General features: G+C 53.6%; 20 protein-coding genes and 1 tRNA gene. 8 read left to right on the plus strand and 13 right to left on the minus strand.

The annotated features are described in order from the left end of the window. The first annotated feature begins 6 nt into the window (after nt 1-6). Together AC07V4_RS08170 and AC07V4_RS08175 are read left to right on the plus strand one after the other, a co-directional pair. On the plus strand, nt 7-1,866 hold the full coding sequence (locus AC07V4_RS08170; protein ID WP_492636001.1) for a DUF3857 domain-containing transglutaminase family protein: 1,860 nt from the start codon (nt 7-9) through the stop codon (nt 1,864-1,866). A 116-nt stretch (nt 1,867-1,982) separates the two neighbouring features. Continuing rightward, nucleotides 1,983-2,666 (plus strand): lysozyme, encoded by a 684-nt coding sequence (locus tag AC07V4_RS08175; protein ID WP_492636000.1) that lies wholly within the window; start codon nt 1,983-1,985, stop codon nt 2,664-2,666. Nucleotides 2,667-2,668: 2 nt separating this feature from the next. Here the strand turns inward: AC07V4_RS08175 and AC07V4_RS08180 are convergent, their stop codons facing one another. Together AC07V4_RS08180 and AC07V4_RS08185 are read right to left on the minus strand one after the other, a co-directional pair. Continuing rightward, nucleotides 2,669-3,970 carry a sensor histidine kinase gene (locus AC07V4_RS08180; protein ID WP_492635999.1) on the minus strand — a complete coding sequence of 434 codons (1,302 nt, stop codon included), beginning with the start codon at nt 3,968-3,970 and terminating at the stop codon, nt 2,669-2,671. Then, nucleotides 3,963-4,637, minus strand: coding sequence for a response regulator transcription factor (locus AC07V4_RS08185; RefSeq protein ID WP_492635998.1), 675 nt, complete (start codon nt 4,635-4,637; stop codon nt 3,963-3,965). Before AC07V4_RS08185 ends, AC07V4_RS08180 begins: the two co-directional genes overlap by 8 nt. A gap of 136 nt (nt 4,638-4,773) precedes the next feature. On the opposite strand from AC07V4_RS08185, the gene AC07V4_RS08190 reads away from it, so the two are divergent. Next, a complete protein-coding gene (locus tag AC07V4_RS08190) occupies nt 4,774-4,947 on the plus strand; it encodes a hypothetical protein (protein WP_492635997.1) in 174 nt (57 codons plus the stop codon). After that, entirely contained in the window at nt 4,928-5,263 is a 336-nt protein-coding gene (locus AC07V4_RS08195; RefSeq protein WP_492635996.1) for a hypothetical protein, read from the plus strand. Before AC07V4_RS08190 ends, AC07V4_RS08195 begins: the two co-directional genes overlap by 20 nt. 363 nt (nt 5,264-5,626) lie before the next feature. On the opposite strand, the gene AC07V4_RS08200 is transcribed toward AC07V4_RS08195, so the two are convergent. The 7 genes from AC07V4_RS08200 to AC07V4_RS08230 all read right to left on the minus strand — a co-directional run bounded on the left by AC07V4_RS08200 (nt 5,627) and on the right by AC07V4_RS08230 (nt 15,927). Beyond that, nucleotides 5,627-6,091 (minus strand): GNAT family N-acetyltransferase, encoded by a 465-nt coding sequence (locus AC07V4_RS08200; RefSeq protein WP_492635995.1) that lies wholly within the window; start codon nt 6,089-6,091, stop codon nt 5,627-5,629. 1,623 nt (nt 6,092-7,714) lie between these two features. Continuing rightward, nucleotides 7,715-8,176 (minus strand): toxin-activating lysine-acyltransferase, encoded by a 462-nt coding sequence (locus AC07V4_RS08205; RefSeq protein ID WP_492635994.1) that lies wholly within the window; start codon nt 8,174-8,176, stop codon nt 7,715-7,717. Next, a complete protein-coding gene (locus AC07V4_RS08210; protein WP_492635993.1) occupies nt 8,173-9,894 on the minus strand; it encodes a hypothetical protein in 1,722 nt (573 codons plus the stop codon). The genes AC07V4_RS08205 and AC07V4_RS08210 overlap by 4 nt, the downstream gene beginning before the upstream one ends. Nucleotides 9,895-9,917: 23 nt before the next feature. Further along, entirely contained in the window at nt 9,918-11,018 is a 1,101-nt protein-coding gene (locus AC07V4_RS08215; protein WP_492635992.1) for an ABC transporter ATP-binding protein/permease, read from the minus strand. A gap of 70 nt (nt 11,019-11,088) precedes the next feature. Then, on the minus strand, nt 11,089-12,507 hold the full coding sequence (locus tag AC07V4_RS08220; protein ID WP_492635991.1) for a TolC family protein: 1,419 nt from the start codon (nt 12,505-12,507) through the stop codon (nt 11,089-11,091). A 2-nt stretch (nt 12,508-12,509) separates the two neighbouring features. Then, complete coding sequence (locus AC07V4_RS08225; protein WP_492635990.1) at nt 12,510-14,660, minus strand: peptidase domain-containing ABC transporter; 2,151 nt, start codon at nt 14,658-14,660, stop codon at nt 12,510-12,512. A 10-nt stretch (nt 14,661-14,670) separates the two neighbouring features. Beyond that, on the minus strand, nt 14,671-15,927 hold the full coding sequence (locus AC07V4_RS08230; protein ID WP_492636057.1) for an HlyD family secretion protein: 1,257 nt from the start codon (nt 15,925-15,927) through the stop codon (nt 14,671-14,673). 223 nt (nt 15,928-16,150) lie between these two features. Here AC07V4_RS08230 and AC07V4_RS08235 point away from each other — a divergent pair, with 223 nt between their 5' ends. Together AC07V4_RS08235 and AC07V4_RS08240 are read left to right on the plus strand one after the other, a co-directional pair. Beyond that, on the plus strand, nt 16,151-16,345 hold the full coding sequence (locus tag AC07V4_RS08235; protein WP_492635989.1) for a response regulator transcription factor: 195 nt from the start codon (nt 16,151-16,153) through the stop codon (nt 16,343-16,345). Between the two features lie 669 nt (nt 16,346-17,014). Beyond that, nucleotides 17,015-17,272 carry a colicin V family bacteriocin gene (locus AC07V4_RS08240; protein WP_492635988.1) on the plus strand — a complete coding sequence of 86 codons (258 nt, stop codon included), beginning with the start codon at nt 17,015-17,017 and terminating at the stop codon, nt 17,270-17,272. 1,201 nt (nt 17,273-18,473) lie between these two features. Here AC07V4_RS08240 and AC07V4_RS08245 read toward each other — a convergent pair. From AC07V4_RS08245 to AC07V4_RS08255, 3 genes are all read right to left on the minus strand, one after another. Next, nucleotides 18,474-19,343, minus strand: a complete 870-nt coding sequence (locus AC07V4_RS08245; RefSeq protein WP_492635987.1) for a ParA family protein — start codon at nt 19,341-19,343, stop codon at nt 18,474-18,476. A 122-nt stretch (nt 19,344-19,465) separates the two neighbouring features. Beyond that, nucleotides 19,466-19,541, minus strand: a tRNA-Asn gene (locus AC07V4_RS08250). A 75-nt stretch (nt 19,542-19,616) separates the two neighbouring features. Then, nucleotides 19,617-20,501 carry a LysR family transcriptional regulator gene (locus tag AC07V4_RS08255; RefSeq protein WP_492635986.1) on the minus strand — a complete coding sequence of 295 codons (885 nt, stop codon included), beginning with the start codon at nt 20,499-20,501 and terminating at the stop codon, nt 19,617-19,619. A 102-nt stretch (nt 20,502-20,603) separates the two neighbouring features. Between AC07V4_RS08255 and lldD the strand changes: the two genes are divergently transcribed. After that, on the plus strand, nt 20,604-21,734 hold the full coding sequence (gene lldD / locus AC07V4_RS08260; RefSeq protein WP_492635985.1) for an FMN-dependent L-lactate dehydrogenase LldD: 1,131 nt from the start codon (nt 20,604-20,606) through the stop codon (nt 21,732-21,734). Nucleotides 21,735-22,129: 395 nt separating this feature from the next. Then, the gene (locus AC07V4_RS08265; protein ID WP_431752180.1) at nt 22,130-23,056 is read left to right on the plus strand and encodes a GGDEF domain-containing protein; all 927 of its coding nucleotides are present in this window, start codon (nt 22,130-22,132) and stop codon (nt 23,054-23,056) included. Between the two features lie 21 nt (nt 23,057-23,077). Here AC07V4_RS08265 and AC07V4_RS08270 read toward each other — a convergent pair whose 3' ends face one another. Then, nucleotides 23,078-23,851: an iron-containing redox enzyme family protein gene (locus AC07V4_RS08270; protein ID WP_431752188.1), complete on the minus strand. Its 774-nt coding sequence runs from the start codon at nt 23,849-23,851 to the stop codon at nt 23,078-23,080. Between the last annotated feature and the right edge of the window lie 42 nt (nt 23,852-23,893).

Below are 23,893 nucleotides of genomic sequence, written 5' to 3' on the forward strand. Positions count from 1 at the left end.
ATCTCCATGCCAGTCTCTATCTTCTCCCCCGCACGCCTGTTCGGTGTGCTGGCGATGCTCGTCTGTGGTTTTTTCAGCGCAACAGCCAACGCGGATTACACCGACCTCTCGCTCACCGTCGAAAAAAACCTGCAGTCCTACGTGGTCAACGCCGACGGCAGCTTCGTGCTGGATGTCGAGCTGGTCTCACGCATCAACGAAGAGCGCGCCATCAAGCCCAATGCCCAGCGCTCGGTGAGCTTCAACCGCACCCTGGAAACCCTGGCTATTATCGAGGCGTACACCCTCAAAGCTGACGGCCGCAAGGTTCCCGTGAGCGCCGACCAGATCAAGGAACAGCAGGAGCAAGCCTCGGCCAACGCGCCCATGTTCCAGGACTCTCTGGTCAAGGTGGTGATCTTCCCGGAGCTCGCCGTGGGTGATCGCATGGTCCTGCACTACCGACTCCAGCGCACTACCCCGCTGTTCCCCGGGCAGTTCGAAGACCTGTATGCACCGGATTTCTACCAGTACGAGCAGGTGCGCCTGAGCTACGACATGCCTGCCGGCATGCCGCTGCACGCCGACTCAAGGGGATTCAAAGCGTCCACGCCCGCCACTGCCAATGGCCGAGTGGTGTACCGCTGGGACTTGGAGCCCGCCGTAAAAAATCGCGTAGAAGAAGGCTCCGTCGCCTACACCGACTACGGGCAACTCCTGGCCGTGTCGACATTCACTGACTACAAACAGTTTGCCCAGGCCTACGCGGCCAGGGCACAGGTCGAAGTGACTCCGGCCATCACCACACTGGCCAAGGAACTCACCGCCAACCTCGAGACACCTCGCGCCAAAGCCTTGGTGCTGAGTGATTGGGTACGCAAGAATATTCGCTACGTGGCCGTCTACGTCGGTGCAGGCGGTGTGGTGCCACACTCAGCACAGGCCGTGCTGGATAACCGCTATGGCGACTGCAAGGACCATGTCGCGCTGCTGGAAGCATTGCTCAAGGCCGTCGCCATTGAAAGCTCGCCAGCCCTGATCAATGCCGGCAATGCCTACGTGCTGCCCAAGGTGCCGACCCTGGGGCTGCTTAACCACGCCATCACCTATGTACCCAGCCTCGACTTGTACCTGGACTCGACGGCGGCTCCCATCGCCGCCGGCTACCTGCCGATTCCCGAGCTGGGCAAACCGGTATTGCTGACCCAGACCGGCGAACAGGCCCATGTGCCTTCCAGCCAACCGGGCAAGGTGGAGTCAGCCATGCGGTTCAAGGTCAACGCCAAAGGCGCCGCCGAATTCACCAACGACTCCACCGTGAACGGCTGGGGCGCAGAACTCAACCGCTACCTGTTCAAGGCCATGCAACCGGCCGATCGTCATCAGTTGGTGCAGCGCATCCTTAGCCTGTACGGACAATCCGGCAGCGGGGTATTCGAAACCGACCTGGAAGGCAGCACTGATACCTTCAAGTCCAGCATCAAAGGCCGTACCGATAACCTGGTGAACCTGCCCGGACCGACCGGCACACCTACCCTCTCCAGCCTGTCTGGCGGTATTGCCCAGAGCGTGTTCACCTTATTGGCCGAACAAGAGCGCACTCAGGCCTTCACGTGCCTGTCGGGTGAAATCTCGGAAGTGGCGCACATGGAGTTTCCCGGCAAAGTGAAGATCCTGGCCGTGCCCAAGGCCGTGTCCGTGAAACAGGCGGGCTTCGACTATCGGGCCACCTATGTGAAGAAAGCCAATACGGTGCTGATCACACGTCACTATGCCTTTGCCAAGGCGGACGTCTTGTGTACCCCACAAGACTTCGAGGCCATGAAGCCGGTGATTGAAAGCATGGTCAACGATCTTAAAAGCCAGATCATTGTGCAGACACTGTAACGCCGCAACACCCGCGTGACAGACCAAGGCACTGGCACGCGGGCGTTCTTCGCTTTTCACAACCCTCCCTTCAAGACGTTCTGGTGTTTAAGTTGGCGCTGAAGAGGGAGTGGGTGATGAGTTCATTGAAAGTGTGGATTGCCGTGGGCTGTATGCCGCTCATGCTGAGCGCCTGCGACTCAAGGAATGCAAAAATCCAAGACATAGACCGTCTCCCTTCAGGGTTGCTGATTGAGCCAGCTCCCTTGCCGGGCGCCGAATCCACCGGCCCGCTACGCCCGGTGGTTGCCAAAGGTATCGCCCTGACAAAAACCTCGGAAGGCTGGGTGGATCAGCGCTATAACGACGCCGTCGGTTATTGCACCATCGGCTATGGCCACCTGATCAAAAAGGCGCGGTGTGATGGAACGGAGCCTGCGCAGTTTCTGCAGAAAATCTCTGACGCTCAAGGCACGGCACTGCTGGTCAACGACATGCGATGGGCTCAAATCACCGTCACAAGCGTCGTCACAGTCCCTCTGACAGACCTTCAATACGCCGCCCTGGCCGACTTTGTCTTCAATGTCGGTGCGAACAACTTCAAAACCTCAACCCTGCTGCGGGTGATCAACGAGCAGCACTTCGCGCAAGTGCCCTATCAACTCGGTCGATGGAAAATGGCCGGAGGAAAGGTCCTGCCTGGCTTGGAACAGCGCAGGCAGGGCGAGATTGACTTGTTTTTCGAGGGGCAGACGGTGCCTAAGGGGATGCTGCATTCAGGTACCGCTGACGCCATTGATATCAGGGTCGGTGAGCAGTAGCGCTACTCGGCGGCCTCCACGTTCGTACAGTCGAGCACGACGGTGAACCGTTGTTGTGCGCGTATCACTTCAATACGCCAGCCCAGTTTTTCGCATAACTGGTGCATCAACTGCAGCCCAAGGCCGTAGCCAAAATCAGTGCTCTCCTGCTGTTGCTGGGTTTCCGTCGTTTGATTGGCAATCAGCAGCCGGGGGTATTTGAAGCTGATTTCTACTTGGCCTTCCTCCGCGTATTGAAGTGCATTGCGCAGCAAGTTGCCGATCACGATACGGCACGCGGTGGGAGGCAATCGGCAAGGTTCGTTGTGGATATCGACGATCAACTCGATATCCCGGGTGCCGATCAGGTAGCGATGTTTCTCAATCAACTCTCCGACCAACTCGCTCAGGTCAACGTCTTCCTCCGGCAACGGTTCGGGACGTTCGCGGCTCATCCACAGCAACGTCTCGGCGATAAGCTGCATGTTCAGCACGGAACGCTCAATGCGTTGCAAGGAGGTCGGCAGGACACCACCGGATTGCAGGGCCAACAGTTCTATATTGGCCTTGAGCACCGCCAGTGGCGTTCGCAGTTCATGGCTGGTGTAGCGTAAAAGGCGGCCCTCACGCTGGCTGGCTGCCTGCACCTGCTCAACACTTTTGGCCAGTGCTTCGGCCAGCATATTGAATTCCTTGAAGCTGAAACCTGGCCGCCCGCTGGCCATTGCGTCAGGGTTTTTCAGGGTGCGGGACCATTGGGCCAAGCGCCCCAGCGGACGAACCAACCACCAGACCAGCAGTGCGATGATGAGCAGCGCCGGCACGAATACCGCCAGGCTGATGAACATGACGCTCTGCATCACTTGGTCAAAGTAGGCGTCGGACAACGGCGTCTCCACCTCACCACCGACCTCATCATCATGGTCGACGTCATACAGATAAAGGCTTTTGCCGTCACCCAGGGGTTGCTCGAGGATTATCTGGAACACCGCGTCATCGTCATCGGAGTAAATATCGCCGAAGATATGCACCGCACCGAAGGACAGGCTCGGCGGCGCATCCAGCAATTGGCGGATGTTCTCCGGCAACGCCTCCTTGCCAATGACGCCGGTATAGAAGTAGTTGTGCGGAGGGGGCGTGGTCGGGTCCTTCTTGTAGTGCATGCTGAAATACTGGGCTTCCTCCTCCATCATCGAGCTCGCGGCATAGAGCAAGCCGCGCACGGTGAATACAGGCAGCAGTTGGCTGTAGATCAGCAATACCAGTGCAATCAATAACAGGAAACTTCCGCTGATCACCCACTTCAGGCTCAAGCCATTACGCATGTGGTTTTACCTGGATACCGACCCCGGGAAGGGTGTGGATCAACGGCCGGCTAAAGGGTTTGTCTACCGCTTTGCGTAGCCGGTGCATGTGCACTTTGAGCGTATTACTGTCGGGTGGCTCATCGCCCCAGACTTTTGCCTCCAAGCGCTCTCGGGAAACGGGTTCAGGACTGGCGCGCATCAGATGCTCCAACAAGGTCCAGCAGATGGGCGACAAATGCAGCTCCTGCCCTGCGCGGCTGACTTTGCGGGTGCTCAGCTCCATCACCAGGTCGTCCACCTGCAGGCGACTGGTCTGACCGCTGCGGCGCATGCTCAGTGCACGAATCCTGGCCACCAGTTCGGCCAGCTCGAACGGCTTGACCAGGTAGTCGTCGGCCCCAACAGCAAAGCTGGCGAGCTTGTCCGACAACGCATCCAGCGAGGTCAGCATCAGGATGGGCGTCTGGATGCCTTGCTGGCGTAACCGCTCGCATAACTGCTGACCATCCAGTCGCGGCAGCATGATGTCCAGGAGAATAACGTCGTAGTGCTGATTGAGTGCCAGGTTAAGCCCGGTTTGGCCATTACTGGCATGGTCACAGACGATGCCGCTGATCTCCAGATACTCGATAACGGTGGTGGCCAGATCAAGGTTGTCCTCGACCAGCAGCAGGTGAATATGCACAGAAAAAGCCTCGGACAGGTAGTGCGCAGAGGTTTGAAGGATAGCGGAAGCCAGGCTGCTTTCTATTGATGTTTACCTGATGTTAACCCGCCCTTCTCTAAGCTGAAGCTCTACTTATCCAGAGCTCGTCACAGCCATGAACCTGCCTTCGATAGTTACCGGCGTCCTGCTCGCCTTGATTTTCGCCGCCCTGATGGTCGGCATCCTGACGCCGAACGCGCAGTTGATACGCCTGGGAGGGAGTAGCAAGTTTCTGATTGGCCAGAACGTCGAGCGAACAGGGTCGCACTATGTCGCCAGCGCGTCCTGATGACATAGGCGCCAGCTATGCCACGCAGTTGGTGTTATGCGTGGTGCTGATTGTTTGCGTGTCGGTTGCGATGGGCATCTATATCGTTCGCTTGAATGCACACGTTGATAAGCAACAAGAACTGTCGCCGGTGTATCTGCACGAATGTCACAAAGGCCGCGGGGGGTTTATTGTCTATTCTGATGGCAGGCGCAGCAGTGACAGTTGCTACACAGTCGATGACGGTGAATCGGCGGGGGGTGATGAGGGGCAGGAGCTATCAGGTTCACCGCGTGCTGGGTGGCTCAAGTACATCTTGCCTGGTGTTGAATCGTAGGATTAGAGACAGTCTCATATTGTGCGCTTTGCTTAACCTGGCCAAATCCAAGGCAAAAAAAGCCTGCAGCGCTGCAGGCTTTTCTCGATCTGGCTCCATGACCTGGAGTCGATCTAGGGAGCCAATGATTAACTGGACTGCCCCCGGCATCGTAGATAAACGCAAGATGTTGGGATAGTTGACCGCTTTCGGCCATAAGCGACCGCTCAACGAGGGCTTCTGCCTGCCGATAGCGGACGCTGATCATCCCGACGCAAAACTGCGCCGGTCTGCGTTTGGAAGTGCAACTATGCGTTCGCGAGTTACCACTGGCGGGGTGGAATTTCAGCCGGCCTCATTTCGCTCGTAAGCCTAACGGCCGCATCAAGTGTCAGATGATTCAGAAAGCTCTTTCGCGAAACAGGCCGCTTCAACTCTGCCGACATATTTCCCGAAATTTGCAATCTGGCTATAGCCATGAGTTTCATAAAAGCGAACCGCATGGCTGTTTACTACACGCGTCTCAAGCCAGAACGCTTTGTAACCATCGGAAATCGCACTTCGCTCAAGAAAGGAAAGAATCGCGCTTCCAACTCCTTTAGTTCCAGGAGCAGCGAACATTCGTTTCAACTCCGCGACACCGTCGGACAGCGGTCGATATGCGCCGCAGCCGATTGCTTTTCCATGCGGATCATAAGCGACCACAAACTGAGCACCTTCCCGCTCGACGTCGGAAGGATTGAACGAGGCGCGACCGCTATCGCCGGTAATCATCTGAAGGCTTTCGGAAAGTTGCTCAAGCAACTTGAGCGCTTGGGGAGTGGACGGGTTTGTCGGCTCGATATGCATCTAAAGGGTCTCAAGTACGGTTGACCCAGAATCCGGCACGGGTTGGTTTGTAGAATGCCAACAATAAGCTCTTCTTCGAAAAAATGGAGATAAGAGGGGGCAAAAAATCAATGGCTGAACGTTCGAGATTAGCTGTAGCGAGTCCATTACAGAATCCACGACAGTCAGCAATCGGCCAAAAGCAGCCAAATCCTAACGATGACTATCGACACATTGCGGCCATCCGCAGGCCTTCATTAAAGCTTTGCGGAAAGCAGGTTGCCCTCTGCGGCGGATAATATCAGCGGATACGCGTTTTCTGGCATCAACAACGTCTTTGGGATCAAAGATGGCGGCTTTTCGGCTCTATCAGCACCTTAGGATCTGAAATGGAAGCGCTCATGATGAAATACAATCCCATCATAACTCGCCCCATGAACAAACAAGTCTTGCCTGTACTGCATTTGTAATACCGTCCAAAACAGGCCACATTACTTCCGCGGTGTAACGGGGCAACGGGGCAACGGGGCAACGGGGCAACGGGGCAACGGGGCAACGGGGCAACGGGGCAACGGTATCTTGAAGCTACCGGTAGTCAAAGCAGTAACGCGAAAACGCGATAGAGAATAAAAATGGAGAGTGCCGCCAGAACATGAGCACATCACAAAATAACAATTCACCCTATGAACGGCGACGCAAAACCAGGAGCATTACGATTGATTTAGGCCCAAGTAAACCATCAACTTTGGAACAATGAAAATAACCACACAAATTATTAGTGGCAACATAAACACCTGCAAATGCTTACGCTGAATATTACCACCAAACTTCGAGTTTATTATTGATGCACCGCCCTTTACTGCAAGTGCTAAAAACAAAACGATTAATAGCGAAAGAACGATTAACATATCCCCACCAACCTGCAGAAACACCGTAAAAAAATAATATGAAAATTTGATCAAGACAATATAGCACCTGCAAGGTGCTACATCATAAAATCGAAAGATCAAATTTACTATTTAACACTATTTTGGCTAGGAGCCGTTAGTTAGCCGCCCCGCATTTCCGACGATAACACCTCCAGTGAAAGCGACACCCGCAGAAGCCAAGGTACGGCCAATACTGGCGGGCCCCATAATCGCCCCACCCAGTGCTCCCGAACCAACGGCTGCCATGAACTCACCAGCACTGAACGAGCCTCCGCCAATAAGCCCTCCAACATAAGCTGTAGCACCGGCAGCCGCCCCCCCAATTGCCCCCGGGACACCGTAAGCGCCAACAACAGCTTCCGCTTCCTCCATGGTAACTTCACGCATTTTTTACTCTCCCTGAATATAGATTAAATCACTTGAGCTTTAGCCTGCCCAAAACAGTACATCGTCGAGTATTTGAGAAAAATTCAACCCCACCGACCCTCAGGCATGCTAGGTGGGTATAACTAAGCAGCGCAACCACTACACATGTAGGGGGATACCTGCACACACAGCATATATTCAATTATCCCGAACATACAGACACAAGCTGTTACACTTGTCTGGATAGCCGCTGACATCCAGCAATAATCACATCTCCGACGACCGCCACGAGATACTCGACCCCACACAACCCCTCGAAAAAACTAACAATCACTTAAGCCAAACAGGTTTAAATAGTTGATTTTGAAACCTTCCTCACTGAGTAATCGGAATTTCTCCGAGCCCAACTTACCGACCTTACATGATCCCCATGAAACATATCCCGCAAATATTGACGTGCGTAGATTAATCCGCCATACGGAAAACAGCAGTCAATTATCCAAGTACGGTTTCCTTCATCCCATTCAGACTCATGCAGTAGAAAATTCGGATCCTCTAGCAACCTTCGCTCGCTATCAGGCGCTAAATTCGCCCAGATAACATACCCAACCGGACTGTCATAATCATCAAAGAAAAATACGATTTGCTTATGATCGATAGCAGGAATAACCCACACCCTGAAATCAACTAATCGAAGCATTGAATAACGCCGACATTGCATGACTATCCAGGCAGCAAACCCAATCAACTTAGCTTTTTCCATCAGATTGTTTTTTCGACACTGTGTAAACAACCGAAACTTTTTACTCATGGCAAAAACTCCTTCACCCCCTCATAAAATTTCAGCAAGTCATCCTGCCCTTTTACAGACTTGACTAAATCGACAACCTTACTGAATTGTGTTTCACAACCCCGCCTATCGACTGCCGTATAGATACCGCTCAGCCCATTAAAATTTATAACAACGCCATCAGCTTCCCACAGTATTGTGTCAAACGACTTTTCGCAGCTATAGGCCAACCCTGCATCTCGTACCGTGCACTCCAGTTGAGCAGTATAAGAATAATCCCCCCCATTCGCTCTTGAGTTAACCCTTAGCTCGATAACTCTTTCACGAACCTCCAACAGTAGCTTACTCACCCGGTTCAATCGAGTAGTGGTAATCGCCATATAAGCAACGAAATAGCGAAGACTGGCCTTGGAGACTTTCACCTTAATAAGCATCAGTTCGACTAGCCGATCATAAGCATCCATTAGCTCAGCCATAAGCCTCGCATCCTTACAAAACCAGGTCACGTCCTGTAATGCTCCGGTGAATTTTTGCATCAGTAATTGACGATACAAGCGGGACACATAATGTTCACAGCCCTCCCAACTCAAGGACGCCGTGACAGGCACCAACGAAAACTCATCATAGGCCAATACCTTTTGTAAAACCTTTGAGAACTCAATGAACACGGGCTCACTCAGCACTTCTTGAATAACTGGAAACGGAAACCCAACCTGTACCGCTGTATACAGGTACAGATTCCTTTCGTATTCACGAGCAAACGTCGCAACTGACTTTTCCAACATACTATTTGAGTTTGCGGCGCTGATAACTTTGTACTTGCTGAGATAAAAGCACATCTCCTGTATACTTTCCATTGCTGGAGCGTATTCAGACATAAACCGATTGATATTAAAACCATCCCACCACATTGCATTTGAAAAGACAGTTGCACCTGCCAAATCCATCCACGCGCCGTCCAATGTCACATTGGAAGCACTGATACTCTGATGAAATATCCGTTTAGCCCTTGCAGCTGCGAACTGATTAGCGTAACGATTCGCCAATTCTATCATCCCATTTTCAAGATGATTTTCCTCACTAGCAATTTGCTCCTCTCCTTTGCTTGGCAGAAAGTGGACTAATTTCCTTACCGCCAACATCACTCGTTTGGCATCCTCACTCAAATCAGTATGTTTTCTCTCTTTAAAATAAACCGCCCTAATAAAATGTGCGGGGCGTACGGCTGGTACCCTAACCAGTAGTCCACGCGGGTGCGTCTGATCTGGTTCCTTAAAGTCAACACCCAAATCTATAACGGCCGCGGTCCTTACTGCACCATGAGGTAACGCAACGTTAATTATTTCAGCCCAAATGGCTTCATAAACAGCTACATCCAGTGATAGGAAGCCGTTTCCATGGGAGTTTCCATAGCCATCCTGTGCCCGGGCGCCAACCAACTGATTAGCGCCAAGCCCCTTCAAATGAAAGGTACCGTCATAGCCGCAGCGCCCTCCTCCTCCGTTGGTTAAAATGCCGTCGCCACCATAACGCTCGGCATAAAATATTTTCTTTTCTCCAGCGACGCTCACCTCAGCATCACTATCTACGGTCACATAGCTGTAGCTAGACAACAGTTCTGACTCGCTCAAATTGCTCTCAAGGCTATTGTTATAAAAAACTATTTTTCCTTTTTGAGCCTTGACCGTCTCGAAAGGTACGAAGACCTCTGGCAGGTCAGACAATCGCAACTGTGCCATGCGCACCTCATTATTTGGAGAAATCATCTAAACGACTTATACCCAACACATTCATCAGCGCGCCGTACCAAGGCTCCATCGAACGATATAAGACGGTCAGCCGTCGCTTTCCATTCGGCGATATTATGATAGGCATTGATAAACCAACTCAAATTCTCGCAAAGATTGCCGAATGCCGAGTTGATCTGCATAACATCACCAAACTTAATACTTCCCGAGAAAAACCTTGGAACGGCCAACAAGCTACTGAACACTAAAGAAAGCTGACTATAACTTTCTGTAAACAATGACAGCCTAACCTTAACTGTAATGGTGCGACGCATATTAGCCAGACTCACATCCAGTTTGCTACTAATGTGATTTTTTTCGGAGTGACGGGCTTTCTCGAGAAGATCAATTTTACTGCTGTCGCGGTATTGCACAAGAGAATACCGGAGATCTGCCTCTGATTTTTGCTGATTATTATTTAACGAAACCAGCTTAAATCCAATTTTCTGACTTACATACATCCCTACAGCCGCATAAAAAATAGCCGCCCAAAACATATAGGCAGGCACTGTTACTCCCCACAATGTGCCGCTTCCCGAGAGACCAATCAACACGATACTGAACGACACCACGCTTGCCAACGTGTAAATAAGACCGCAAGTCAAATAGACCGTAGAGAAAGTGAATTTATTTATATCCTCAGCAATACGCTGGTCAGGATTGTCTACACGATGTTCTACTTTATCAGGCTGTAAGGACTTCACAATCCATGCAGCTAGGTAATGATTAGTCAACCAACGACGCCATTTGAGTGCAAAAATATCCACTAGAAAGGTGGTTAGCACAGAGCGGCCCACCGAGAAACATACGATCCCGAAAAAAACCAGCGTCAACCTATAAAATTTTTGTCCATTGTGGTCCTGAATAGCATTATAAAAATACTTATACCACTCGTTGAGCGCTAGTGCTGTGGCAACCCCTAAGAGCGAAAGCGTCACTAAAGCAATCAGTGCGCACCATGCAAACACTTTCTCTTCCGACTTCCAATACAATGAAGCCAACAAGAATGTATTTCGCAAAAAACTGTTTTCGTTAAGCTTTACCGCATCCGTACTTGCTGAATCCGCATCCATCATGGCTTCTCGGTTTGTTTTACATTTATAGTTTTAGTTTTAACTGACACAACTTACTTACCATCACGACTAGCTATAGCGCCCAGAACCCCAAGCGCCCCAAACTTGCCGCTAATTTCAAGCGCGCCATCTGCCAACTGTTGAGGGCGCTAATGTGTTGTTGCTCTGCGGTCGCATACGCAGTCAGCGCATTGAGCAGTTCAATCATGCTGCCGACGCCAGAACGATAGCGGCCTTGCACCACGTCCAGCGCCTGATTGGATTGTTCTACCCACTCGGCTGTCTTTTCCAGTGACCGCGTTTCAATGATGAGCGCTTGGTAGTTGCTCCACAGGTCTATGGAAATACGCTGCTCAACATTGGTTAACTCAGCCTCCATCGCCTCCATTTGCGCCTCAGCACCACGTACCTGGTAAGTACGCTCGAAGCCCTCAAATAAAGGAATATTCAGTTGCAGTCCGACACTGTTGTCACGTGTTCGACTATCACCGTTGAATGCCATTGATTGGTTGAGCTGCACATCCGACGCATTGGCAATAAATGACAAGGTCGGGCGGCCCTGCGCTTTATTCTCGTCAATGGCTGCTTTTGCCGCATCCAGCCTGGCCTTTGCGGCTACGAGCGAAGGATGATCCTGCCGGGCTTGCTCAAGTAACTCATCAATACCTTTGACAAATTGGGTATCCGGACGCCGTGTCAGACTTCCGACGAGCTCCAGTGGTGTTTGCGGCGCCAGCCCCATGCGCAGGGCAATCAGGCCCTTGGCATTGACTAAAGCCCCATTGCTGCGGACTTCATTGAGTGCCGCTTGGGAATACGCTGCCTCGGCTTGGAGGCGGTCCGAAAGTGCAGCAGCACCTGCGTCATGCTTGGCACTGGCAGCCTTAAGGTTTTCGGCTGCCAGGGCCGCCACCCGAGCAGCAGCAATCTGACTGTTTTGTGCAGCCAGCGTGTCGTAATACAATTGCGCAGCCAGTATGAAAGTTTGCTGCAATTGCTCATCTTGATTAGCGTTCGCCGCAACCAACAATTGGCGAGCATTACGCAACGCTGCGTCGCGCCGACCAAAATCAAACAACACCCAGCTCAAGGCCAATCGATGATCCACTTGGCTTTTATGGCCGCGGCCGGAGTACTCCTCACGCTGGTCATAATTCGTATCGTTGCGACCCGTGGTGATACCCGAACTTGCGTTAAGTCTGGGAAGATACGCCGACTGCCGCACTCCGACATACGCGGCCTGAGCCCTGGCATTTGCCCAGTTGAGCCTCGCCTGGGGATCGTGACACAGCACCCGCTCTATCATGTCCTCCAATGTTAAACGTGCAGGTACCAGGCTGCGCTCACACATACGGGGAACACTGTCGATGGGTTGAGTAACTGTTTGCGCAACCTTACGCTCAGTCGCGAACACATCCAGACCGGCTGCTAGACCCCACTGAGAGAAAGCACAAAGACAAGCCACTACTGTGACGGAGCGTGAAATCTTCATCACTAAGTGACCGTGCCAATAGCATGAATACAATGGGTCTCAGCAAACGGAACCGGTACAATCCGCCCATGCTCCAGCACCACTACTCGATCTGCCGAGGCAATCGTCTCAGCACGATGAGCAATAATGATCCTCGTCACTTTCAGCGCTCGCACAGCCTCATTGACTTGTTGCTCACACGCCATATCCAAGTGGCTGGTGGCCTCATCAAGAATCAGGATGTCGGGTTTCTTGTAGAGAGCCCTGGCTAATAACACACGCTGTTTCTGGCCACCCGACAAGACCGTCCCCATATCGCCCACGAGGGTGTTGTAACCCATTGGCATAGCCAGGATGTCGGCATGAATGGACGCCATGCGCGCGCACTCCATAGCCCAATCCAGATCTGGGTCAGACTCAAAGAACACGATGTTGTCTGAGAGTGAACCGGCGAACAGGCAGTCGTCCTGCATGACTGTCCCGATCTTGCCCCGGAACGTTTCGGTTCCCAGTTGTTGTAGATCACTCCCTGCCATGAGTATCCGGCCTTCGGTAGGCTGGAAGATACCCAGCAGCAAGCTAACGAGCGTACTCTTGCCGCTGCCCGAAGCCCCGGTGACGGCCACCGACTCGCCTTGGGCGATATACATATCAACGCCATTGAGCACGAACGGCTCTTGGTCGGAATATCGGTACTTCACGCCTTTAAGCTCAATATCCACCGGGCAGGCAGGCCACGTTGCATTTGCTGATGTGCCGCGGCTTTCTTCCGGTGGGTGCATGACAATGTCAGCCAACCGCTCACCTTGCAGACGCAACATATAAAGCTCAAAAAGATGGTCGATCAAGTTCGCGACGCGGCTGACGAACTGATTTTTGTAAGCCATAAACGCGATCAATACGCCGACAGTGAACTGGTTATTCATCACCAAGGAGGCACCCAGCCCAATGGCAATCAGATTCTCCAAACCAAATATCAAACCGTTCAACTGCGTGTAGATCAGCTGCAACTTCTGCGTTCTCAACCCTGCATTGATCTGTTCTACCAGCAAGCCAAGCCAGGCAAGGCGCCTTTCGTTCTGACGCTGGAACAGCTTGATCGGCCGCATACCACGCACCGTTTCAAGAAAGTGACTTTCCTGGCGGGCGGCGTGAACAATCTGTTCTTCACTAGCCCGACGCAACGGGTAGTACCACGCCCAGCGAACCATGGCGTACAGGGTCATCGCTGTGGCGGCTATGGCTGCCAGTAACGGGCTGTAGATAAACATGAGAATGAAAGTAGCGATGGTCATGAGACCATCGAGCACGGCAGAAAAGAACGCCGCTGTCAGGGTGCCCTGTATGACATCAACGGCACCGAAACGGGAAACGACATCCCCTAGATGCCGCTTTTCAAAATAGTGGATAGGCAGACGCAACAGATGACTGAATACATTGGCGCGCCATTGCACGCTCAATAGCGTGCTCAAATGCATCATGACCCAGGCCCGTATGGCGCTCACCATTTGCTGCATCAGCAACAGCAAGCCAAAGCCGATAATCAAAGTTGTCAACAGGTCACGATCTTGGGTGACCAGCACGTTGTCGAGCGTCCATTGCAGCAGGAAAGGACTGACCAGTGAGAACACTTCCAGCGCCAGCGCCAAGGCAAGCACCTGTCCAAGGGAACGGTACAGACCGCTCACTCTCCCCAGCATGCTCATCAGTTTGACTTGAGGCTTTGGCTGCTGCTTTTCAAAGCTCCCGCCAGGCCAGACTTCAAGCGCCACACCGGTGAAAGACTTGCTAGCTTCGGCCAAGCTCAAATGCCGGATGCCGGAGGCAGGGTCATGCACAATAATTCGTTGGCTCTCTACAGCCTTGAGAACAATGAAGTGGTTGAAGTTCCAATGCAAAACGCAAGGCAACTTTAATTTGCCCAGATCTTCAAGCTCCAGCCTGACAGCTCGCGTCCCAAGATTCAGTTGGTCAGCAGTCTGGATCAATTGCTTGAGCGTACTTCCCTTGAGTGACACGCTGAATTGACGGCGCAAGTCCATCAGCGTTGCATGATGACCGTGAAATCCCGTGATCATCGCCAGGCAAGCCAGGCCACACTCCGTCGCTTCAGTTTGCAGGATCAAGGGCAGGCGTCGCCCCATTCGCAAAGAGATCGCATCGAGATAGTTCATGCGGTATCTCCTAGAATTTACCAGTCAGGCTGTAGAGCGGCTCAAGCACCCACTCATAGAGATGACGAGTCTCCTGCAGGATGTCAGCCTCAACCAACATGCCGGTTTGCAGAGGTCGTGGCTTGCCATATGCCAGTACGGATTGCGCTTCGATATCGACGCGTATGCGGTAAATCTGCTCACCATTCAATCCAAGTCCAGGGACACTGCCGGTCATCGTTGCCAACTCAGCGGCAGACAACGTCGCCTTTGAGATAGAGGCGACGCTGCCACTGTGTTGGCCGAACTTCTGATACGGGTACGCCTGATAACGCACCCTCACCGGGTCACCGGTATGAATGAAACCGATGGCTTTACTCGGCGCGTACAGTTCGACTTGCAGATGAGAATTGGCAGGCACGATGCTCATCAAGACCCGTGAACTATCAACTGTCTGACCCGGCTCAACGAGAATCGCAGTAGCCACGCCACCCTGGGGAGCCGTAATGGTCAAGGCACGCTTGGCTTCACTTTCAATGAGTTCTTGCTGGATGCCCGATAATGAACGCTGAATATCTGCCAGTTGGTTTTCGTGCAGCGACGAAAGACCTGCAAACTCATGCTGGGTTTCCACCAACTGCTGGTTCAGCACTGTCGTTTCGCGAGCCAGCCCCTGGAGGGTCTGATGCTGGCCCAGGAGTTCGGACTGACGCTGTTGCAGCTGATCCATTGAGATGTAGCCCTTGTCCATCAATCCTTGATATCGATCAGCCGCATTGGTCGCCAGCTTTACAAGCTTCTCTTGACTGGCTGTCTGCTGCGCCAGCGTCCGTAACTGTCGTCGTAAACTTTCGAGCTTGCTTAGCAAGCTTTGTCGCTCCTCTGACTGCAGTTGCTTCTTTTTGACTAACTCGTCATTCAGAGAGTGCTGTCGAATGGTCAGTTGATCGGTGACATCTGCTTGAACTGGCCGCGAATCACCGGCATAGCGCTCACTGGAAATTCGGAACAGTGGCGCTCCTTGCTTGACCGGCTGGCCTTCATCGATAAAGCGCTCTAGGACTAAGCCGTACTGAGGTGCGTGTATTTTCAGTTGCCCCGAGAACGGCACCAACTGACCCGGGACGGTAATGCGCTTTGTGTAACTGCCCCATAGAAAAAAACTCACCACCATGACTGCAAAGAGCCCAGCAATCAGCGTCAGCACAGCGAAGGAAACGGGCCTAACGAGCACGATCTCCCCTAGCCAATTAGCTTGCCTAGCGCTCAGAGCTTCTAGCCGGAACAACGGTGTTTCCGATGGCACAATTCATCCTTTATCAATCTTTTTCCAGGGTTCACCCGAAGCAGTACGCGTCCTCACGGCGTCACAGAACAGTGATCAGCTCCACGCCTGATGAAAAATCAGTTGTCCAAGGTAAATTTCTGACCGCCTCATTCGTTAGCCTTACAGCTGAAGGGAGCCATCCTTTCTTCAATACCCTATATGAGCGAGCGCAGGGAGCAGCGTATTGAACATTACCGATCGAGAGTCCGCGGTACTGAATTTTTTAGTTCAAGGCTTAACCAACAAGGAAATTGGCCGAGAATTAGGAATCAGCGACCACACTGTAAGGGACCACATTTCATCAATGCTCAAAAAAACCAACACATCGAGCCGTGTTGAATTAGCTGTTAAAACCAGCACAATGAAGGGAGTAAAATAGGCCTGCCCACACCTACTTGCTTCTTTACTATCCCAGGCTCCAAACATTTAGTCACCCCCTACAACCGTAGGGGAGCCTGATTTTCAATACTGAGTTAAAACAACCTTGACATTCTCCACCCATATATTTCAAGGACCTCAACACCCACCGAAATGGTTACCAACCAGGATTATCAGTTCCACTTACACTAGCTAAAACACAACTTCAGAAATGCGTAATTACTTGACTTTCGAGTGACATCAACATTAGAAACCAGAGCCGAGCACCCACAGCTTCTTGGCTCTCCTCCGCCGCCCCCCCCTACAAATGAAGGGTGTCGACCCGAACTCTGACGAGCTATAATTTCGCTTTATACCCTTTCTATTCACCCAAAAGTTGTTTAGCTTTCGCCAACCAAAACTCAACTTCTAACGGGTGGATAGACACTCAACACTGCCTCATTCAGGGCTAAACTCGTGAAAACCTTATTTCCGGTTCTGATATCAGTTTTGATCGGCATCATCGTCGGCACGATTTCAGACTATCTAGCACTAAACTCACTTTTAAAATACATACTCATTGGATTGGCCGTAAGCAGCACCTACAAAATCATACTCATTCGATTCATTGCTAAAAAACAATAAGCATCACATCAGATTAAACTCACCCATCAGAAAATAAGGAAATGCCATGAGAAGCTTAACGAATGAAGAGCTAGTGGATGTTTATGGTGCACAGGGAGGTATGACCGTCTCAGCAGAAACAATTGGCGCATCAATTGGCGCAACCGTCGGCAACGTCTACGGTGGAAACTTAGGCGCGATGGCTGGCGGGATTATAGGCGGCGCAATCGGAAATTATCTCACTGGTACTCGCCAGCCTGGGTCCGTTAGCACTAGTGGCATTCCGTGGGGAGCTTCATTCTCAGCCCCCTCTAACGGCTCCTGATCACACCCCTAATGCTTGAAGGCACAGGGCTAAAATCAATGGTCAAAGAAATATAATCGGCTAATGCGTCGCCCCCCCCCATAGTGACTAGAAACCTCATTTAGCACTTTGAAACTTTCGAGCCTGTGATTACCTAAAGAGGTGTCCGGCTATTTAGTCGGGCATCTTGTTCGCCCCATAATTGTCGCCCCTCCCATAAAAACACCTCAAAACGCGCTCTGTAAGCGGCACTGGGTCAGCTCAGCTACTGCTTTCCCCCAGAAGTTTACTGCACTGCACGCCGTATTCCCCTATTGGTTACCGTCTTATCCGCCCCTTCAGCAAATCACTCACGCCATCCTTTACACCGGCGATGGTTTTTTGAAGCAACGAGAGCAGCTCTGGAACATGCTCAACTACTTCACTACTAGACGGATTGCACAGCCTAAGGTTCTACAGGTTATGCATCATGGTTCCAGATCCAGCTGGCATCGGGGCGCAGCCGACTCGCTCGCACCGAGCATTTTTGTGCGTATAAGGATGGGCTGTACTGTCATCCGCACGCCGATATCTGGGATGATTTTGTAGGCTACAGACCGAGGGTCTGTGGAGCGTATGTGAGTGAAGGCTTCCGGTTTTATCAGCAGATATAGATCTGAAACATGAACGTTAGGTATGAAATATGGCCGCGCCGTCAAGACACATGCACGCTCCTTCGTGTGCAGTGCGATGAGTATTCATGGTTATGAACTTGGCGATGAACCGAATTGCGTACATGCGGATTTCTGGGTGGACAAACATATAAACGGGCACACGCACCGGGATCTGAGGACGGTAGCTAAGCGGTGATTTTTACGAGCTGAAAAGAGATCCAGATGCAGATTGGAAATTACCGAAAAAGGCGATCTGCCTGCTTAATGCGGAGATCGGCGAACCAGTTTTCTTAGTGTTCTTTGACAGCATTACGTAGAGGCTCAGGGGTAACCCTTTACCGGCCCTCTCGCGATGAAACTCAAACACCTACTCAGGCCCATTGACTCCATAGCGCTGACCAAGACTAACTCTTCTAATACCATGTCCGCGCTAAACACTGACAACTCACCCCGCAAAAGGATCAGTTCAGACGAGTCTCGTCGAAGACAGCACTGGGAAACGAGACCATGAGGGGCTCCAGCACACAACGTAGCCTCCTCCCCATAGCGACGACCATTGCTCTGCTTCCCTACTCTGCTCTCGCCCTAGACACCGCCACGTTATGACTCAAGCGTTCCTCGCTCAGAGCCTCAAACTTCGATCGCCACTCCGGAAACAGCTCCATGGAGAGCTCTTTGATGACTTTGAAAGCCGTTGGGGAGCGACGATGAGTCGGAAGTCGATACTCCAGCCGATGTGCAGGTACACCTTCGGTGGCAGCGCGGCGAAAACTCACCGCAGCGGGGATTGTCGTGTGGACCATCTGAATTTTGGGATGGTCGGAAAAGGTCTCGGTCAACGTGTGATAGATGAGATTTGCATCATTGGTTGCATCGAGCTTGTTGATCACGATGTTCAACATGGGTGTCACTGCACCCAATGCAGCCAAGGGTTCCAAATCCCGATAGAGCTGGAGCATTCCTCGTTGAAACTCTCGGGCAGTCAACATATCGGGCGTGATGGGAGAAATAGCCACTTGAGACCCCAGCAAGGCCATTTCTAACACGATGGAGCGAGCCCCCTGGGTGTCGATCAGAATCAGATCAAAGTCCTGCGCGAAGGCCGGCATCAAATTCTTGAGACGCAGGCGGCCGTCAGCCGCGTGCAGCAGTAAATTACTCAACAGATTGAACGGATCATTCGACTTGATCAGCGACAGATTGGGGATACAGGTCTGAGAAATGATTTGATCAAGCCGCGTCTCATTGCTCGTGATCAACTGATAGGTACCGCCAGGCGCCTCATGCGCCAGGTTGTAAAACGAGGACAGCGACGGCTGATTATCAAGATCGATGAGCAGGGTTCGAACACCTGCATCGGCGCAGAACGCGCCCAGATTGGCACCAACCGTAGTTTTACCCGGCCTGCCTTTGGTTGAAACGACTGCTGCGACTTTCATGGGGCTTACCTCTAGATCGTAGGATTAGAGACGGCTTCATGCTGGTCACGCTGCGCGCTTCGTTCACCCCGACCAAATCCAAGGCAAAAAAAAGCCTGCATCTCTGCAGGCTTTTCTCTATCTGGCTCCACGACCTGGACTCGAACCAGGGACCCAATGATTAACAGTCATTTGCTCTACCAACTGAGCTATCGCGGAATGCGCCGTATGTTACTGATTAAAAAGAAGAAGTCAAGCATTCGATCGAATTTATCCGGATAACCGGTAACCGCCCTACTCCGAATGGGCCATTTCCTTGGCCAAATCCAGCCAGGCGCGTGCGGCAGGAGGCAGGTGGGCGCTGGCACGCCAGGCCAGGGCGATGTGCCAGTCGGTGTGGGGTTCGTCCAAGGGGATCAAGGCGATGCCGGCGTGTTGATGCTTGTGCGCCAGCATGCGTGGCAGGAAGGCGACGCCCAGTCCTGCCGAGACCAAGTCGACGATAAAGTCGATCTGCCCGCTGCGCGCCGTGACCTTGGGTGTCACACCTTTGCGCTCGCAGGCGGCGAGAATCTTGGCGTTCAGGGCGAAGCCGGCTTCGAACAGGATGAACGGTGAATCGGCAAGGTCGGTGAAGTCGATGCGCTTGCGCCGGGCCAGCGGGTGGTTAACGGGCAATACGGCCATCAGCGGTTCATTGCGCACGGGCTGGTAGTCGAAACCTTCATCCGTGGGCAACAGCAGTGCCGCCAGGTCGATCTCTCCGGCTTCCAGGCATCCGCGCAGTTTTTTACTGCCGTATTCGGTGAGTTCGATTTCGATGTCGGGGTAGCGTGTGCGGTAGGTGGCAAACATCGCCGCGAACAGCACGCCACAGCCCACCGGCGGCAGGCCGATGCGCAGTTGGCCACGCTTGAGGCCGCGCAGGTCGTTGATCTCAGCCACCAAATCGTTGCTCTCGGCGAGCAGTACCTGGGCGCGGCGGTAGGCAATTTCACCGGCGGCGGTGAGTTCGTTGCGGTGGCCCAGGCGATTGAGCAGCGGCGTGCCCAGTTCGTCTTCCAGGGTCTTGACCGCCTTGCTCACGGTGGACTGGGTCAGGGACACCACTTGCGCGGCCTGGGAAAAACCGCCCTGGCGTACCACTTCGACAAAGGCACGCAATGCTCGCAGGTTCATCAGTATTCCTTTGGCGACTGGTTATTAGTGAAAAAAGTTGTTTTTATCATGCCAGATTGTTGCCTATCCTGAACCCACCTTGCCTTGTGGAGCCCCTCGTCAATGATCATCTCGTCCGCCTCCGACTATCGCGCAGCCGCCAAGCGCAAGCTGCCGCGTTTCCTGTTCGATTACATCGACGGTGGCGCCTACGCCGAACACACGATGCGCGCCAACAGTTCGGACCTGGCCGAGATCAGCCTGCGCCAGCGCGTGCTGCGCAATGTCGACAGCCTGAGCCTCAAGACCACCTTGTTCGGCCAGTCGCTGGACATGCCCGTGATCCTCAGCCCAGTGGGCTTGACCGGCATGTATGCGCGGCGTGGCGAAGTGCAGGCGGCCAAGGCGGCCGCCAACAAAGGCATACCGTTCTGCCTGTCGACGGTGTCGGTGTGCCCCATCGAAGAAGTGGCGTCGCAGAGCGCCAATGCGATCTGGTTCCAGCTGTACGTGCTCAAGGACCGTGGTTTCATGCGCAATGCCCTGGAACGCGCCCAGGCTGCGGGTGTTACCACCCTAGTGTTTACCGTGGACATGCCGACGCCCGGCGCACGCTACCGGGATGCTCACTCGGGCATGTCCGGGCCGTTCGCGGCCTCGCGGCGCATGCTACAAGCCGTCACGAAGCCGCAATGGGCGTTCGACGTGGGGTTGATGGGCCGCCCCCACGACCTGGGCAATATTTCCAAGTACCTGGGCAAACCCACCCACCTGGAAGACTACATCGGCTGGCTGGCCAACAACTTCGACCCGTCGATCAGTTGGAAAGACCTGGAGTGGATCCGTGAGTTCTGGAAAGGCCCGATGATCATCAAAGGCATTCTCGACCCCCAGGACGCCAAGGACGCCGTGAGCTTCGGCGCCGACGGCATCGTGGTCTCCAACCATGGTGGTCGCCAGTTGGACGGCGTGCTGTCCACCGCCAAGGCCCTGCCACCGATTGCCGACGCCGTGGGCGACGACCTAACGGTGTTGGTAGACTCCGGCATCCGCTCCGGGCTGGACGTGGTGCGCATGCTCGCCTTGGGTGCCAAGGCGTGCCTGTTGGGCCGCGCCACCGCCTACGCACTCGCTGCCGATGGCCAGCATGGCGTGGAAAACCTGCTGGACATCTTCGCCAAGGAAATGCGCGTGGCCATGACCTTGACCGGCGTTACCTCCATCGAGCAGATCGACCGCACCACTCTGGTTTAACCCCGCTGTTCTGGGCGGCGCGTCTCTTATTTGCGGGGATACCGGCCTTGTTTATTCGCGATAAACAGTTCGATCCACAAAATCAGTAAGGTCGACGCCGCCAGCCAAATAACTGACACAGGCAGGCGGTGTTCGTGCTTAGTTAGAAGAGCAATTAATTGATTTATAAGATGTTTTATATAACCAAATGGATTTGGCACGAATCTCGCTCAATTCCCTGCCAAGCAGGTTAAGCGATGACAAGACGTGCGGCAGTGCCCCGGGGTTATAACCCGGCCCAAAGCGGTTTAAACTGTTTCCAATGTTTTACACAACTGAAGGAACAGTAAGACGCTTGGCATCTGCCATTCTCATCCAGCCTGTAAGACAGTTAAGTGCTTAGAGGCCGTCCGTTTATGAAAACACCCACCCAGACCAACGCAATTGACTTCGACAGTGCCAAATTGCAACGTCTGGGGTTTGGTCAACCCTCCCTGCGCCCTCGACGGCCCACGACCCTCGCCCAACTCCGCCAGCAACTGAACCAGCAATTGCAGACCAGCCTTGAGCCGGAGCGCATCCTCGGCCTGTTCTTTCGCGAGGTCCAACGCCTGGTACCCCTGGATGCCCTGCAATACCGCCATGAAACCAGCGACCTGCGCCTGGAGTTCGGCCATCGCGGCCATCACTCGGTGAGCTACAGCCTGAGCCATGAAGGCGAGCATTTGGGCGAACTGATCTTTCGCCGTAACCAGCGCTTCATGGACGACGAACTGAATCAGCTCGAATCCCTGCTGGCCACCTTGCTCTATCCGATGCGCAACGCCCTGCTCTACCGTGCAGCCACCCGCAGTGCCCTGCGCGACCCCTTGACTGAAACCGGCAACCGCATCGCCATGGACCAGACCCTGCAACGGGAGATCGACATGGCCCGACGGCATCTGAGCCCGCTGTCCTTGTTGATGCTGGACATCGACCACTTCAAGCGCATCAACGACACCCACGGCCATGCCGCTGGCGACAGCGTGCTACGCGCGGTGGCCGCGGCGATCAAAAGCCAGTTGCGCAACGTGGACATGGTGTTTCGGTTTGGCGGGGAAGAGTTCCTGATCTTGCTGTCCAACACCGGTCGCGATGCGGCAGCGATGGTCGGCGAGCGTCTGCGCCAGGCAGCGCAGGCCCAGGATTACTGGGTGGAGGGTACGCGGATCGAACTGACGGTGAGCCTCGGCTGCTCAACCCTGCTGGCTGCCGAATCGGCTGAAAGCCTGTTGCGCCGGGCCGACAACGCTTTGTATGTGGCCAAGCGCGAAGGCCGCAATCGCTTGGCCATGGCGGGGTAAGCCCCCGCCATCACCTTTACATCACGCCTCGCTGGCGACGCGCGCCGGGCGCTCGCGAACGGCTGCGGGCGCCTTGTCTTTCTCCTTTTCCAAGCGCATGCAGCTTTCCAGGAACAGGTACATGTAGTCGTAGCTCTTGCAGACGGCCTGGCGCAACTCGACCTGCAGGGCCTTGCTCGGGTTCATCCCGGCCAGGGTGCAGATGATTTCCAGGGCTTCCCAAGGGTGGGCGTCGTCGTACTGGGCGTGCATCTTCAGCCACTTCATCGCGCGCTTGCGGTCTTCCTCCGGGAAGGCGGCCGCATAGACACCGGTCGAACACACTACGGCGGACCACTCCCCAGTCGCCCCCTCGATGGCGTAGTTGGTGGCGGCGATCGCAACGATCAGCGCGTCGGCCGAGCTGGTATGCCAGCACCAGTGGCTCAGGGCGTGCAGTTCCGGCGGTACGTTCTGCGCTTGCAGTTCCTCCAGGCTCACCCCATGGGCACGGGCCCAATGCACCCAATAGTCGGCGTGGTTCAGTTCCACGCGGATATTGCGCATCAGCCAGCGCCGCGCCATATCCTCCCCAGGATGGCGGGCAAACTTGGTCTTGGTGAGGTTCTGCGCCATGTACAAGGCAAACTGTTCAACCACTGGCCAGCCACCGATCAGGTAGTGGCGCATGGTCTTGGCGCTGAGCGTGTTGTCGCGCATGCGCTGGTACAGTTCGTGTTCGACAACTCGGCGCTTGCTCTCGCTACAGTCCTGGATCAATTGCTGCGCCCAGGCGGGGTAACTTGAGGCTTCCATAAGCGGGCCGGTTCTGTTGAATGTGTCGATCACTGTAGGGCT

The organism is Pseudomonas sp. GW821-FHT03A09 (genome assembly GCF_059421065.1).

Excerpts from the sequence above, each read along its gene's own strand:
- AC07V4_RS08175 (WP_492636000.1), top strand. The coding sequence starts at position 1,983 with ATGAGTTCATTGAAAGTGTGGATTGCCGTGGGCTGTATGCCGCTCATG.
- AC07V4_RS08245 (WP_492635987.1), bottom strand. The coding sequence starts at position 19,343 with ATGAAAGTCGCAGCAGTCGTTTCAACCAAAGGCAGGCCGGGTAAAACT.
- AC07V4_RS08210 (WP_492635993.1), bottom strand. The coding sequence starts at position 9,894 with ATGGCACAGTTGCGATTGTCTGACCTGCCAGAGGTCTTCGTACCTTTC.
- lldD (WP_492635985.1), top strand. The coding sequence starts at position 20,604 with ATGATCATCTCGTCCGCCTCCGACTATCGCGCAGCCGCCAAGCGCAAG.
- AC07V4_RS08265 (WP_431752180.1), top strand. The coding sequence starts at position 22,130 with ATGAAAACACCCACCCAGACCAACGCAATTGACTTCGACAGTGCCAAA.
- AC07V4_RS08225 (WP_492635990.1), bottom strand. The coding sequence starts at position 14,660 with ATGAACTATCTCGATGCGATCTCTTTGCGAATGGGGCGACGCCTGCCC.
- AC07V4_RS08220 (WP_492635991.1), bottom strand. The coding sequence starts at position 12,507 with ATGAAGATTTCACGCTCCGTCACAGTAGTGGCTTGTCTTTGTGCTTTC.
- AC07V4_RS08200 (WP_492635995.1), bottom strand. The coding sequence starts at position 6,091 with ATGCATATCGAGCCGACAAACCCGTCCACTCCCCAAGCGCTCAAGTTG.
- AC07V4_RS08195 (WP_492635996.1), top strand. The coding sequence starts at position 4,928 with ATGTCGCCAGCGCGTCCTGATGACATAGGCGCCAGCTATGCCACGCAG.
- AC07V4_RS08180 (WP_492635999.1), bottom strand. The coding sequence starts at position 3,970 with ATGCGTAATGGCTTGAGCCTGAAGTGGGTGATCAGCGGAAGTTTCCTG.
- AC07V4_RS08190 (WP_492635997.1), top strand. The coding sequence starts at position 4,774 with ATGAACCTGCCTTCGATAGTTACCGGCGTCCTGCTCGCCTTGATTTTC.
- AC07V4_RS08255 (WP_492635986.1), bottom strand. The coding sequence starts at position 20,501 with ATGAACCTGCGAGCATTGCGTGCCTTTGTCGAAGTGGTACGCCAGGGC.
- AC07V4_RS08215 (WP_492635992.1), bottom strand. The coding sequence starts at position 11,018 with ATGATGGATGCGGATTCAGCAAGTACGGATGCGGTAAAGCTTAACGAA.
- AC07V4_RS08170 (WP_492636001.1), top strand. The coding sequence starts at position 7 with ATGCCAGTCTCTATCTTCTCCCCCGCACGCCTGTTCGGTGTGCTGGCG.
- AC07V4_RS08270 (WP_431752188.1), bottom strand. The coding sequence starts at position 23,851 with ATGGAAGCCTCAAGTTACCCCGCCTGGGCGCAGCAATTGATCCAGGAC.
- AC07V4_RS08205 (WP_492635994.1), bottom strand. The coding sequence starts at position 8,176 with ATGAGTAAAAAGTTTCGGTTGTTTACACAGTGTCGAAAAAACAATCTG.
- AC07V4_RS08240 (WP_492635988.1), top strand. The coding sequence starts at position 17,015 with ATGAGAAGCTTAACGAATGAAGAGCTAGTGGATGTTTATGGTGCACAG.